Annotated in this window: 9 protein-coding genes; all 9 read right to left on the bottom strand. The window is 68.7% G+C overall.

Features of this window, described 5'->3' with window-relative positions:
- Positions 1 to 3: 3 nt before the first annotated feature.
- The 9 genes from ACFOYW_RS05225 to rnc all read right to left on the bottom strand — a co-directional run bounded on the left by ACFOYW_RS05225 (position 4) and on the right by rnc (position 13511).
- Positions 4 to 837 (bottom strand): SDR family oxidoreductase, encoded by an 834-nt coding sequence (locus tag ACFOYW_RS05225; protein ID WP_390227683.1) that lies wholly within the window; start codon positions 835 to 837, stop codon positions 4 to 6.
- On the bottom strand, positions 831 to 2009 hold the full coding sequence (locus ACFOYW_RS05220) for an acyl-CoA dehydrogenase family protein (RefSeq protein WP_390227681.1): 1179 nt from the start codon (positions 2007 to 2009) through the stop codon (positions 831 to 833). The genes ACFOYW_RS05225 and ACFOYW_RS05220 overlap by 7 nt, the downstream gene beginning before the upstream one ends.
- Before the next feature lie 2 nt (positions 2010 to 2011).
- A complete protein-coding gene (gene aroA, locus ACFOYW_RS05215) occupies positions 2012 to 5104 on the bottom strand; it encodes a 3-phosphoshikimate 1-carboxyvinyltransferase (RefSeq protein WP_390227680.1) in 3093 nt (1030 codons plus the stop codon).
- A 69-nt stretch (positions 5105 to 5173) separates the two neighbouring features.
- Positions 5174 to 6733: a signal recognition particle protein gene (gene ffh, locus ACFOYW_RS05210; protein ID WP_390227678.1), complete on the bottom strand. Its 1560-nt coding sequence runs from the start codon at positions 6731 to 6733 to the stop codon at positions 5174 to 5176.
- Between the two features lie 41 nt (positions 6734 to 6774).
- Positions 6775 to 7302, bottom strand: a complete 528-nt coding sequence (locus ACFOYW_RS05205; protein WP_390227677.1) for a DUF2004 domain-containing protein — start codon at positions 7300 to 7302, stop codon at positions 6775 to 6777.
- Between the two features lie 14 nt (positions 7303 to 7316).
- The gene (gene ftsY / locus ACFOYW_RS05200; RefSeq protein ID WP_390227676.1) at positions 7317 to 8207 is read right to left on the bottom strand and encodes a signal recognition particle-docking protein FtsY; all 891 of its coding nucleotides are present in this window, start codon (positions 8205 to 8207) and stop codon (positions 7317 to 7319) included.
- A 58-nt stretch (positions 8208 to 8265) separates the two neighbouring features.
- A complete protein-coding gene (gene smc, locus ACFOYW_RS05195) occupies positions 8266 to 11787 on the bottom strand; it encodes a chromosome segregation protein SMC (protein WP_390227675.1) in 3522 nt (1173 codons plus the stop codon).
- 34 nt (positions 11788 to 11821) lie between these two features.
- Positions 11822 to 12787, bottom strand: a complete 966-nt coding sequence (mutM, locus tag ACFOYW_RS05190; protein ID WP_390227674.1) for a bifunctional DNA-formamidopyrimidine glycosylase/DNA-(apurinic or apyrimidinic site) lyase — start codon at positions 12785 to 12787, stop codon at positions 11822 to 11824.
- Positions 12780 to 13511, bottom strand: a complete 732-nt coding sequence (gene rnc / locus ACFOYW_RS05185; protein ID WP_390227673.1) for a ribonuclease III — start codon at positions 13509 to 13511, stop codon at positions 12780 to 12782. Before rnc ends, mutM begins: the two co-directional genes overlap by 8 nt.
- Positions 13512 to 13519 lie beyond the last annotated feature (8 nt).

Here is a 13519-nt window from a genome sequence, read left to right as displayed (position 1 = left end):
CTCTTACTCGCCGAAGACGGCGGCGTGCAGCTCGCCCGTGGTGTCCGACCAGAACGGCGGCGCGATGATCGTGAGGCCGCCGTCGACCGTGAGCACCTGCCCGGTGATGTAGCCGGCCTTCTCGGACAGCAGGAACTGTGCAGCATCGGCCATGTCATCGGCCTTCGCGGGACGCTGCAGCGGCAGCTTCGAGATGACCGAGTCCATCGGCGCCATGCCCGGCACCTTGTTGTAGAAGTAGTCGAGCGAATCGGTGTCGATGAGCCCGCCGTTGACGGCGTTGACCGTGATCTGCCGCGGCCCGAATTCTGCGGCCATGTACTTCATGTACTGCTCGGCCATTGCCTTCGACGCGCCGAGCGCCGCGTAGGTCGGGAACGCGCGCAGCGACCCGTAGCTCGAGATGTACAGGATGCGGCCGCCCCGAGGCATCCGCTTCACCGCCTGCTGCGCGCCGAGCACGAAGCTGCGCGCGTTCATCGCATAGCTGCGGTCGAGGTGGTGGATCTTCATCTCGCTGATCGGCTTGAACGCCGCCGCCGCCGCGTTCGCGACGAACGCGTCGATGTGGTCGTAGTGCTCGTCGATGCCGGTGAACAGCGCCTCGATGCCCTCCGGCACCTCGATGTCGGCCTGCACGGTGATGCCGTCGCCGCCTGCCGCACGCACTGCGGCCAACGACTCTTCGGCGAGATCGGCGTTCTTCTTGTAGTTGACGACGATGTGCGCACCCTCGGCGCCGAGCTTTTCGGCGAGCAGCCGGCCGATGCCGCGGCTCGCGCCCGTGATGACGACGACGCGCGCGTCAGAGCCGCCGGCTGAGTTCTCGGCTACCAATTCAGGATTCCTTCCGTATTCGCCTCGCCGGTGATCGCGGCGCGGGCGACGACGAGCTTCTGGATCTCGTTCGTGCCCTCTTCGAAACGCTGTGCGCGAGCGTCGCGGTAGACGCGCTCGATCGCGTTCTTCTTCCAGTAACCACGGCCGCCGAACACCTGCAGGGCGTTGTCGGTCACGGTGGCGAGCATCTCGACCGCGATCATCTTGGCAGCGCTGGAGAGAGCGGATGCCTCGGGCGCACCCTGCTCGTACGTACGCGCGGCCTGAATGATCAGCGACTTCGCGGCGGCGATGCGCCCGAAGTTCTCGGCGATGTAGAACTGGATCACCTGACGCTGAGCGAGCGGCTTGCCGAAGGTGACGCGCTCTTTCGAGAACTCGATCGCGAGTTCCTGCGCCCGCTCGGCGAGCCCGACCGCGCTCATCGCGACCGAGACGCGGCTCGGCAGCAGGAAGCCGCCGAGGGCGACTTCGAGACCCTGGCCCTCTTCGCCGAGGCGGTACTTCGCCGGCACACGAACCTCGGCAAACTTGAGGATGGCGTGGTCCGTGCCCCGCACCCCCATCGTGTCGGAGTCGTCGATGACCTCGGCGCCCGGCAGCCGGTTCGGCATCGCGAACGCGACCGTGCCGTCGTTGCCGGTCGAGCCCTCGAGGCGCGCCGCGATCAGCAGGTAGTCGGCCTTCACGCCGAAGGTGATGAGGTGCTTCACGCCGTTCATCACGTAGTCGTCGCCCTCGCGGCGAACGCTCGTGGTGATGTCGGCACCGGTGCCGTTGTCGGGTTCGGTCAGCGTGAACGCGACGAGCTTGTCGCCCGCGACCGAGGGCTTCACGACCTCGTCCAGCAGCTCAGGCGTCGCGTAGGGCGCCATCGCGCGCCACGTGCCGTTGATCACGTGCACGAGCATGCGGATCGACCCGTGCGACTTGGAGATCAACTCGAGCAGCTCGAGGTAGCGGCTGAACGGGATGCCCCGGCCCCCCAGCTCGGCCGGCGCGGCGAGGCTCAGCCAGCCGCGGTCCTTCAGCTCGGCGAAGAGCTCGGGCGGGACATCGCCCGTCTCCTCGATCCGATTCGCCCACTCTTCGCCGGGGCCCGCGACCCACGCGGCGATCTCTGCCTTGAGAGCGGCGAACTCCGCCTCGTCGACTGTTGCGACTGCCAAAACTAGTTGCCTTCCTTACTGGCCGCGGCGAGGCCGGCGGCCGTCTCACGCAGAACGTTCTTCTGAATCTTGCCCACCGCGTTGCGCGGCAGCTCATCGATGTACTCGAGGCGCTCGGGCCAGTAGTACTTCGACACTCCGTGCGAGTTGAGGTAGTCCTGCATGGCGCCGAACTCGAGCACCTCGCCCGCCCTGCTGCTCACGACGAACGCGCAGGCGCGCTCACCGAGTCGCGGGTCGGGCATCGCCACGATCGCGATGTCGGACACGAGCGGATGCTGGTACAGCAGGTTCTCGATCTCGACGACCGGGATCTTCTCGCCGCCGCGGTTGATGACGTCCTTCACCCGGCCGGTGATGTGCAGATAGCCCTGCTCATCGACATAGGCGAGGTCGCCGGTCTTGTACCAGCCGTCATCGGTGAAGACGTCCGCCGTCAGGTCGGGGCGCTCGAGGTAGCCGCCGAACAGGGTGGGCGACGTGAACTCGTAGTTGCCCTCGGTGCCGACCGGCAGCTCGACGCCCTCGTCGTCGACGATGCGCAGGCGGATTCCGTCGAGCACGCGCCCGTCGGTGCCCCACATGCTCTCGGGCTGGTCGTTCGGGCTGGCGAGGGTTCCGAGGCAGGTCTCGGTCGTGCCGAAAGCGCCGAGCACCGCAGTGTCGAGCACGGTGGTCGCCTTCCGGGCGAGCTCACGGGGCACGGCGGCACCGGTCGCGACGAAGATGCGCAGCGCGTCGGGTGCCGCGTGGCCACCCTCGACGAGCGCCACGAGGTCCGTCAGGAACGGGGTCGCCGCCTGCACGAAACTGGCCTTGGCCTCGCCGAACGCCTGGTCGAGTGCGACCTCGCCGTTCCAGACCGGCTGAATGACGGACGCCACGCCGAGGCGCCACGCGAGCAGCATTCCGTAGAGGAATCCGGTCTGGTGGGCGAGGGGGCTCGGGATGAAGACGCGGTCGTCGGCCGTCAGGCCGGAGCGCTGCACGTGCATCGCCGTCGCGAGCCCGAGCGTGCGGTAGGGGTGCTGGACACCCTTGGGCTCGCCAGTGGTGCCCGAGGTGAACAGCAGCTGGCAGATGTCGTCGGCACCAGGCATCCGATCTGCGATGAGCGCGCGATCGGGCTCGACCGAGCCGAGCGCGTTCTCGTAGTAGCGCCACGTCCATGACGCGGCCTCGGCTCGGGTCACCGCCTCTTCCGGGATCGGCGGCACGCTGACGGACTCGCCGCCATCGCGGTTCTCGGCCTGCAGCACGATGACGTGCTCGAGGTGCAGCTTGCGGCCCTGCTGATGCGCCTCGTCGGCGACCGAGACGAGCTCGACGGAAGCGCGACGGTTGCGGAAGAGGTTCGGCAGGAACAGCACGCGGGCGCGGGAGCGCGAGAGCGTCATCGCGACCTCGCGGGGGCCGAACACCGGCATGATCGGCGTCACGACCGCGCCGATCTGCATGACGCCGAGCGCGATCGAGACGAACTCGGTCCAGTTCGGCAGCTGCACGCCGACCGCTTCGCCCTTCTCGACGCCGAGCTCGAGCAGCAGCTGCGACACCTTGTCGGCCTCGGCCTGCAGGGTTCCCCACGTGGTGGTGATCGGTGCGCTGCCCCCGACCTCGATGACGGCCGCCTCGTCGGTCTTCGTCTCGGCGTACTCGCGAACGGCGATCGGCAGCACGAGCGGCTCGGCACTGAGAGGAGCGGATGCCTGCGTCGTGGCTTCCTCGTCGTCGCCCGCCGCGTCCTTCGACGGAGCGTCGACGTCGATGTCGAGGCCGATGGAGGTCATCGCTTCGAGGAACGTCGGGTACGAGATGCGATAGGCGCGCGGGTAGGTGAGGCTCGTCTCGCCGTCGGAGCGGGTGCCCGCGATCGCAAGCGACATCAGAACGCGGTGGTCGTTGAAGCTGGAGAGGCGTGCGCCGGTGCCGCGAGCACCCGCGACGCCGCTGATGTGGAGCTCGGTCGGCTCCTGCGTGACGTCGCCGCCCATCTTGTTCAGCTGCAGCATGGCCGCGACCCGATCGGACTCCTTGAGCCGGATGTGGCCGACATTCCGCAGATGGCTGGTGCCCTCGGCGAAGTTCGCCATCACCGAGAGGATCGGCAGCAGGTCGGGAATCGGCGTCGCATCGATGTCGAACGGCGTGAGCGCGAGGCCGTCGTGCGTGATGCGCACCCAGCCGGTCGCCTCGTCGATCACCATCGGAACGCCCATCGACGCCGCGATGTCGAGGAACTCGGCCTCGGGGTGGTCCACCTCGGCCGTGGTCGCGGCGCGAAGGCCCTTGAAGAGCACGTCGGAAGGGTGCAGTGCGGCGGCGGCGATGCCGAAAGCCGCCGAGCCGATGTCGGCCGGGATCGTGTAATCGGCGGCCGTGCCCGTCTGGCCGGCCTTCACCGTGTAGGTCAGCCAGTCGTCGCTGACCTCGACCTCGAAGCCCCAGTGCCGCATCATGCGGATCGTCAGGTCGACGTACGGCTGCTCGTTGAGCTGGCCGCCGGTGATGTGGATGGTCGTGTCGGACTCCGCGAACGGCGCCGTGAGCAGAAGCCCGGAGACCCACTGCGACAGCGTGCCCGCGATGTGGACGTCGCCGCCCTTCGGGCGTTTCGGCTGCACCGTGATCGGCGGGCAGTCGTTGGTCGACTCGAGGTCGAGGCCCATCTCGATCAGCGCAGAAAGCAGGGCCTTGATCGGCCGACGGCGGAAGTACTTCATTCCCGTGAGGGTCGTCGGGCGGTCGGAGAGCGACGCGAGGCCCGTCATGAAGTACAGCGTCGTACCCGACGAGCCGACGTTCAGCAACCCTTCTTCGCCGCGCGAGCCGCGCTCGTTTAGAGGCACGCCGTGGAACCGGCCCCCGGTTCCTGTGACGATGTACCCGGCATCCGTGATCTCGATCTTCGTACCGAGGGCGCGCAGGACGCTGACCGTCCACTCCACCTGCCTCGTCGACGAGATACCCGTGATCGTGCTGACACCCTCGGCAAGCGCCGCCAGAACCAGCGCGCGATGCGCGTGATATTTGGAGACCGGGATGTCCAGAGTGCCGACGAGTTTGTGTGTGGTTCCTCGGGAGATCAACTGCACAACGCCACGCTACCGTCGCTTGGATGCCGATCAAGGCATGCGGGGCCTACAGAACTCGAAGCAGTTCTTCTACCTTCCGAACAGCTTCTGGATCTGCTGCAGGTCGGGCTGCTGCTCGGGTTTCTTCCCGCCACCCAGGCCGAAGCCCGTGCCGGCCGGCTCGGCGCTCGCACCGGGCTTCACGCCCGCGGCCAGTGCCGCGTTCTCGGCGGCGCGCTTGGCCGGGTTGCCGGACCGCGAGCCCTTCTTCTTCTGCTGCGGCTTGCCGCGACCCATGTAGCCCGCGCCCGGGACCGGACCCATGCCCGGCACCTGAGGCACGCCGCCCTTCGCGACCGTCTTCATCATCTTCGCCGCCTGCTCGAATCGGTTCACGAGCTGGTTCACATCGGTGACCGTCATGCCGGAGCCGCGTGCGATACGGACCCGTCGGGAGCCGTTCAGGATCTTCGGCGTACGTCGCTCGGCCGGCGTCATCGACTGGATGATCGCCTCGGTGCGGACGATCTCGCGCTCGTCGAACTCGTCGAGCTGCTGACGCATGGCCCCGGCGCCGGGCAGCATGCCGATCATCTTCTTGATCGAGCCCATGTTGCGCAGCTGCTGCATCTGCTTGAGGAAGTCGTCGAGGGTGAAGCTGTCCGTCGCGAACTTCTCCGCGACCTTGCGAGCCTCCTCCTCGTCGAAGGCTTCCTGCGCCTGCTCGATCAGGGTCAGGATGTCGCCGAGGTCGAGGATCCGGCTCGCCATGCGGTCGGGGTGGAACGGCTCGAAGTCGTCGAGCCCCTCACCCGTCGAGGCGAAGATGATGGGGCGCCCCGTTACGGATGCCACGGACAGCGCGGCGCCGCCGCGGGCGTCGCCGTCGAGCTTGGACAGCACGACACCGGTGAAGTCGACGCCGTCTTGGAACGCCTTCGCCGTCGCGACCGCGTCTTGACCGATCATCGCGTCGATGACGAAGAGGACCTCATCGGGGTTCGTGGCCTTGCGGATGTCGGCGGCCTGCTTCATCAGCACGGCGTCGACGCCCAGACGGCCGGCGGTGTCGATGATGACCGTGTCGAACTGGCGGCGGCGCGCCTCAGCCACCGCGTCCTTCGCGACCTTCACCGGGTTGCCGACGCCATTGCCCGGCTCGGGCGCGAACACCTCGGCACCGGCCTGCTGGCCGACCACCTGCAGCTGCGTCACGGCGTTGGGTCGCTGCAGGTCAGCCGCGACCAGCATCGGGGTGTGGCCCTCTTTCTTCAGCCACTTCGCCAGCTTGCCCGCGAGGGTCGTCTTACCGGCACCCTGAAGGCCGGCGAGCATGATGACCGTCGGCGGCGTCTTCGCGAACTCGATACGGCGCTGCTGACCGCCGAGGATCTGCACGAGCTCTTCGTTGACGATCTGCACGACCTGCTGCGCGGGGTTCAGCGCCCGGTTCACATCATCGGAGAGTGCCCGCTCACGCACGGCCGCCGTGAACTTCTTCACCACGTCGAGCGAGACATCGGCTTCGAGCAGGGCGCGGCGAATCTCGCGCACCGTACCGTCGACGTCGCTCGCAGAGAGCTTGCCCTTGGTGCGGAGGTTCTTGAGGCTCTCGGTGAGCCGGTCGGAGAGTGAGCCGAAAATCGCCATGGTCCCCCGATTCTAGATGGCGACGCTCGACGAAGCCTGCGTTACTCGGGGACGTCCTCGACGTCGATGACGTCGCCGTCGGCGCCGAACGACACGATGAGGAGCTCATCGGATTCGTCGGGGTCGATCGAGTAGTCGAATCGCGCGAACGCCTCGTCGCCCGAGCTGCTCCTGAGCTGTGCCGCCTCCGGCCGCAGCTCGACCCGCATGAGCTGCAGCGACTTGAGGACGTCGATCGCGATGTCGCCCGAGTTGTCGACCATGAGACCGAGAAGCGTCTGCAGGTCCTCACCGCGGCTGTCGACCTGACGGTCGATGAAGGTCGTCGTCGCCGACTGCCGCTCCGACAGCTCGGCCACGAGCGCGTCGCGCGCCCTGGCATCGAATGCCTCGAGGCCGTTCACCATCGCCGCCGCCAGATCGAGCGCAGAATCGGTCACGAGGTCCTCGTCGTCGGCGAGGAGGGCCAGCTCGACGAACTGGTCGCCGACCTCGATCGTGTCGTCCCAGTACAGGCCGCCGCCGGAGGTCGACTCGACCACCCCGAAGAACTCGTGCTCCACAGACATCCGTCGCCCCCGAATCAGGCAGCGCCGACGAGCTGCTGCGCGAACACGTGCGGCGTGAAGCCGGTGAGGTCGCCGAGACCCTCGCCCTGACCGACGAGCTTGATCGGCAGCCCCGTCTTCTCTTGCACGGCGAGCACGAAGCCGCCCTTCGCCGAGCCGTCGAGCTTCGTCAGCACGAGGCCCGTGACCCCCGCCTGCTCGAGGAACGCCTGCGCCTGCATGAGCCCGTTCTGCCCGGTGGTCGCGTCGAGCACCAGCAGCACCTCGGCGATCGGCGCCTGCTTCTCGACGACGCGCTTGATCTTGCCGAGCTCGTCCATCAGGCCGCCCTTGGTGTGCAGGCGACCCGCCGTGTCGATGATGACGATCTCGACGCCGTTCTGCTTGGCGTACTCGACCGTCTGAAAGGCGACGGATGCCGGGTCCTGGCCCTGCTGCTGCGGCTTCACGATCTGGGCGCCCGCGCGCTCGGCCCACGTGCCGAGCTGCTCGACGGCCGCCGCGCGGAAGGTGTCGGCCGCCCCGACCACGACCGAGCGGTCGTAGTTGCGCAGGAACTTGGCGAACTTGCCGATGGTCGTCGTCTTTCCGACACCGTTGACTCCGACGACGAGAACCACCGCGGGCCGTTCCGAGAGGTGCAGCGTCGTGTCGAACTTCGCGAGGCGCTCCTCGAGGCCCTCGCGAAGCATCCGCTGCAGATCCGCATAGTCTTCCGTGCGGTAGCGGGCGACCTTCTCTTTCAACTCGCCGATCACGCTCTCCGTGATGTCAGGGCCGAAGTCCGCGCCGATCAGCGCGACCTCGAGCTCGTCCCACGTGTTCTCGTCGATGACGCGCTTCTGCTGACCCGAGAACAGGTTGCGGAGCGCTCCACCGAACGACCAAGAGCGAGCTTCTGCCATAGGGGCGAGTTTATCGATGCCCCCGGCCTTCCCGGGCACACGACGGACCGCCCCGGCGCTATGCGGCGGTGCCGACTCGCTGGCCGACGACCGCGCTCACGCCGTCCTGGCGCATCGACACGCCGTAGAGCGCGTCCGCGATCTCCATCGTGCGCTTCTGGTGCGTGATCACGATGAGCTGGCTCGACTTGCGGAGCTCCTCGAAGACGCTGAGCAGCCGACCCAGGTTGGCGTCGTCGAGGGCGGCCTCGACCTCGTCCATGATGTAGAACGGGCTCGGGCGCGCCTTGAAGATCGCCACGAGGAAGGCCACCGCGGCGAGTGATCGCTCGCCGCCCGAAAGCAACGAGAGACGCTCGATCTTCTTTCCCGCCGGGCGCACCGCGACCTCGACGCCGGTGGCGAGCAGATCGTCGGGTTCGGTGAGCTGGATGCTGCCCGCTCCGCCCGGGAACAGAATCGGGAACACCTCGGCGAACGCCTGCTTCGTGTCGTCGAACGCCGCCTGGAAGACGGTCTGCATCGTCGCGTCGAGTTCTTCGATGATCGTCAGAAGATCGCGGCGCGTGTTCTGCAGGTCGGTGAGCTGCTCGGTGAGGAACTGATGTCGCTGCTCGAGGGCTGCGAACTCTTCGAGCGCGAGCGGATTCACCCGCCCGAGCTGATCGAGCGAGCGCTGAGCCTTCTCGAGGCGTCTCTGCTGCTCGGCGCGGTCGAATGCGACCGGCTCGGCATCCTCGCCGTCGTCACCGTCTTCCGCAGGGATCGGCACCTCCGGCCCGTACTCCGCGACGAGCACGTCTTCGACGAGCCCGAGCTCGCTTCCGGCGCGCTCGAGCAGGCTCGACAGATGCAGCTTCTTCTCATAGATCTGCAACTCGAGGCCGTGCACGTTCTCGCTGATCGACTGCAGACGCTCGCGCAGCGCGGATTCCTCACGACGCACGCCCGCGAGCTCCTCGTTCTGGCCGGCGCGCTCGCGCTCAGCGTTCGCGAGTTCGAGTCGGGCCTGGGCCAGCGACCGATCCACCGAATCGAGGACCGCGGGCAACGCGTCGGCGACGGCCCGCGCGGCGTCGAGCTGCCCGCGGCGGATCACCGCGCGCCGGGCGGCTTCCTCGGCCGCTGCGCGCTCAGCGCGATGCCGCTCCGCGAGCTGATCGGCGCGCTGGGATTGGGCGCGCACCCGCTCGCGGGCCGTCTCGACTCCGAGCCGTGCCTGCACCTCGCCCTCTCGCGCCCTCTCGAGCTCGGCGTACACCCGGTCGCGCTCGCCGACGTCGAGAATGGGCCGCGGCTTCGACGCGTGCGTCTCGTGCGCCCGCTTCGCGGCGGCGGCCGCGTGCTCGGCCTCGGTCGCCTTCGCCTGCGACTCCCCCATGCCCCGCTCGATGCGCTCCGCCTCGGCGTTCGCCGCTTCGAGCTGCGCGGTCAGCCGGCTCGTCTTCTCGGTCTGCTCAGCCAGTTGAGCGTCGAACGCGCGCAGCTGCGTGAGTGCGGCGGCGGATGCCTGTTTCGCCGCCTGCAGCGACTCCCTCTGCTCGTCGTGCTCGGCCTTCGCCCTCACGATCGCCGACTCGAGCTCGGCGAGGCGCGCGGCGGCCGCGTCGCGCTCAGCGAGCAGCTCGATGCGCCCGGCACCCGCCCCGGACCCGCCCCGCAGCGTGTACTGAGCGAGCACCTCGCCGGTGCGAGTGACGATCGTCGTATCGCTGCCCGCGAACGACGGCCAGAGCGCACGCGCGGTCTCGAAGTCGTCGACAACGATCGTGGCACCGAGCATCTCTCTCAGGTTCACGGTCGCCTCACGGAGCAGGTCGGCGGCACTGCGCGCGCCGCGCGGGAGATTCGCCACCGCACGGGCGGCGGTGCCCCCGGCGCGTCCTTCGAGCACCAGCTCGACTGCGCCGAGATCCGCGGCGTTCGCGTGCAGCGCGGCGTCGACGGCGGCATCGCGACTCGTCACGACCACCGCATCGGCGAGGGAGCCGAGCGCCGCGGCGATGGCGCCCTCGTAGCCCGGTTCGACCTTGATCGTGTCGGCGACGCGCGCCTTCACCCCCGGCAACCCGGCTGCGATGAGCGCGGCCGAGCCGTCGCGGGCCTCGAGAGCGCGCGCGAGCGCCGTGACCTGCCCGGACAGTGCGTCGCGCTCACGCTCGAGAGTGCGCAGCTCGTCGCGCAGACGCTCGATCTCGCCTTCCGCATCGAAGACGGATGCCTGCGCCAGCTCGTACGCCTCGGCCAGCTCGCCCTGCGCATCCGGTCCGAGCAGCGCGTCACCCGCGCTGTCCGCGAGAGCCTCTTCTGCCGCGGTACGCCGCGCGGCGGCCGCCTCCAGCTGGTTCTGCTGACGCAGCACCTCGCCGCGCAGGGCCGCGAGGCGCTGGGCTGCGGCGTCCATCTGCCCCGCGAGCTTCGTGAGCTCCAGGTCGTGCCTCGAGATCAGCTCGGCCTGAGCTGCGATCTCGTCATCGATCGCGTCGAGCCGTGCGCGGGTCTGCGCGGTCGTGGCCTGGGCGGCGACGAGAACCTTCTCGGCGTCGACGACGGTGTCGCGCAAAGCATCCGCCTCGGCCCGCGCCTCGTCGACGGCGGCCCGCGTGACGCCCGGCACGACCTCAGGTGCGTCTGCCTCGGCGGACAGCAGCGCGATCTTCTGCCGGGCCAGGGTGTCGAGCCCGCGCAGGCGCTCCTGCGCCGACTCGAGTCCGTGAGCGACCGACCGCGCGCGGTCCACCGCGTCACCGACCATCGCCGCTTCGAGACGGGCGATGCGCAGTCGCTTCTGCTCGACCTGCTCCTGCAACACGATGCGCTCCGAGTGCCGGGCCTGTTCATCGCGCCCGAAGCCGTCGAGCTGGGCGCGCAGGGTGACGACCTCGTCGGCCAGCAGGCGCGCCCGTGCATCGCGGACGACGGCGGCGACGGTCTGGGCCTGCCTGGCGACTTCTGCCTGCTTCCCGAGCGGCTTCAGCTGTCGCCGGATCTCCCCCGCAAGGTCTGACAGGCGCGTGAGGTTGGTCTGCATCGCCTCGAGCTTGCGCAGCGTCTTCTCCTTGCGACGTCGGTGCTTGAGAATGCCCGCGGCCTCTTCGATGAACCCGCGCCGCTCCTCGGCCGTCGCGTGCAGCACCTGGTCGAGCTGGCCCTGGCCCACGATGACGTGCATCTCACGGCCAAGGCCCGAGTCCGACAGCAGCTCCTGCACATCGAGCAGTCGGCACGACTCCCCGTTGATCGCATACTCACTGCCCCCATTGCGGAACAAGGTGCGCGCGATCGTGACCTCGCTGTACTCGATGGGCAACGCACCATCGGAGTTGTCGATCGTGAGCGTCACCTCGGCGCGGCCGAGCGGGCCACGGGTAGCGGTGCCGGCGAAGATGACGTCCTCCATCTTGCCGCCACGGAGGGTCTTCGCTCCCTGCTCGCCCATCACCCAGGCGAGAGCGTCGACCACATTCGACTTGCCCGAGCCGTTCGGCCCGACGACGCACGTGACGCCCGGCTCGAACGCGAACGTCGTCGGCTGCGCGAAGGACTTGAACCCCTTGAGGGTCAGGCTCTTCAGGTGCACCGGGGTGGTCCTTGTCGTCGACGGATGCTTGGCATCACCGTACCCGCTGGCAATGCGGGCAGAAGTGCGACGAGCGGTTCATGAACGAAGCCCGCGCGATGGAGTGGCCGCAGCGCGGGCACGGCTGCCCTGTGCGACCGTACGCGTTGAGCGAGTGGACGAAGTACCCCGCCTGCCCGTTGACGTTGACGTACTGGCTGTCGAAGCTCGTGCCGCCTTCGATCAGCGCTTTGCCGAGCACGAGACGGATCTCCCCGAGCAGACGCTTCGCCTTCGTTCGGCTCAACGAGGAGGCCGGCTGCTCGGGGTGGATGCGCGCCGCCCAGAGCGCTTCATCGGCGTAGATGTTGCCCACGCCGCTGATCGTGGTCTGGTCGAGCAGGACGCGCTTGATCGCGGACGTCTTCGCGGCCACCCTCGCGAGAAACGCGCGGTCGTCGAACAGGGGGTCGAGCGGATCGCGATTGATGTGGGCGACCTGGCGCGGCACCAGGTCGCCATCGCCGGTCTCGACGAGCTCGTCGACCGCCAGGGACCCGAAGGTGCGCTGGTCGCGGAAGAAGATTGCGAGTTCGATCGGGGCGCGCACGTGGGGCTCTCGCCGCGGGCGCACCGCGGGGTCCGTGGGGCGCCCGCCGAGGTCGGCCTGCCTCAGCTCGATGCGAATCCGGACGTGCGGTTCGTCCTCGGGCTTCGCCCATGGGTCGCGGATCAGTAGCTGACCCGTCATGCCCAGGTGCGCGAGGAGACAGCGCGGGTCGCCGGCTCCCCTGGCGCCCGTGCCTTCGCTGGAATCGGTGAGCGGGATCCACAGGAATTTGCCCCGGCGGTGCGGCTCGCCCATGCGTTCGCCCGTGAGCTGCGACGCGAAATCGCCGCGCGCGCGATCGTGCCGGGTGAGCGCCCGCTCATCGAAGACGTCGACGGCGGTGATCTCGGCGCCCGTCACAGCGGCCGCGAGCCCGAGGCGGACGACCTCGACCTCAGGGAGTTCAGGCACTCGTGCTGGTGGCGCGCGACCACGCGTCGAGCGCCGCGGCCATCTCGGCGTGCTTCTTGCTCGAGCCCTTGCCTCGCCCGGTCGGCAGCCCCTCGCTCGTCACGGTGGCGCGGAACACCTTCGCGTGATCGGGGCCGCTGCCGACCACCTCGTACACCGGTGCGGACGCGTGACGTTGATCGGCCAGTTCCTGCAGTGCGGTCTTCGGATCGAGCGCGGCACCGAAGCGTGCCGGATCACTCATCAGCGGGCCGACGAGCCTCAGCACCAGCGCGGTCGCCTGCTCCCCGCCGATAGAGAGGTACGCCGCACCGATGATCGCCTCGACCGTGTCGGCAAGGATCGACACCTTCTGGCGGCCGCCAGTGAGCTCTTCGCCGCGGCCGAGCCGCAGGAACTCACCGAGACCGAGCCGGCGTGCGATCTCGGCGAGGGCCACGCCCGACACGAGCGACGCACGTCGCTTGGCGAGTGCGCCCTCATCGAGGTCGGGGTTGTCGAGGTACAGCCGGACCGTGACGGCCTGGCCGAGGATGGAGTCGCCGAGGAACTCGAGGCGCTCGTTGTGCGGTAGACCGCCGTTCTCGTACGCGAACGACCGGTGGGTCAGCGCGAGCGTGAGTAGCTCGGGGTCGATCGTGACCCCGAGACGTTCGACAAGCACTGAACGTGACTGAAGGGCGTCCTCCACAGGACGCCCTTCAGTGCTCTCGCCGTGAGGCATTGGTGGTG

Origin of the sequence: Gryllotalpicola reticulitermitis (assembly GCF_042651345.1) — a bacterium.
GTDB classification, from domain to species: domain Bacteria; phylum Actinomycetota; class Actinomycetes; order Actinomycetales; family Microbacteriaceae; genus Gryllotalpicola; species Gryllotalpicola reticulitermitis.
This window is presented reverse-complemented; position numbering and strand designations above follow the sequence as displayed.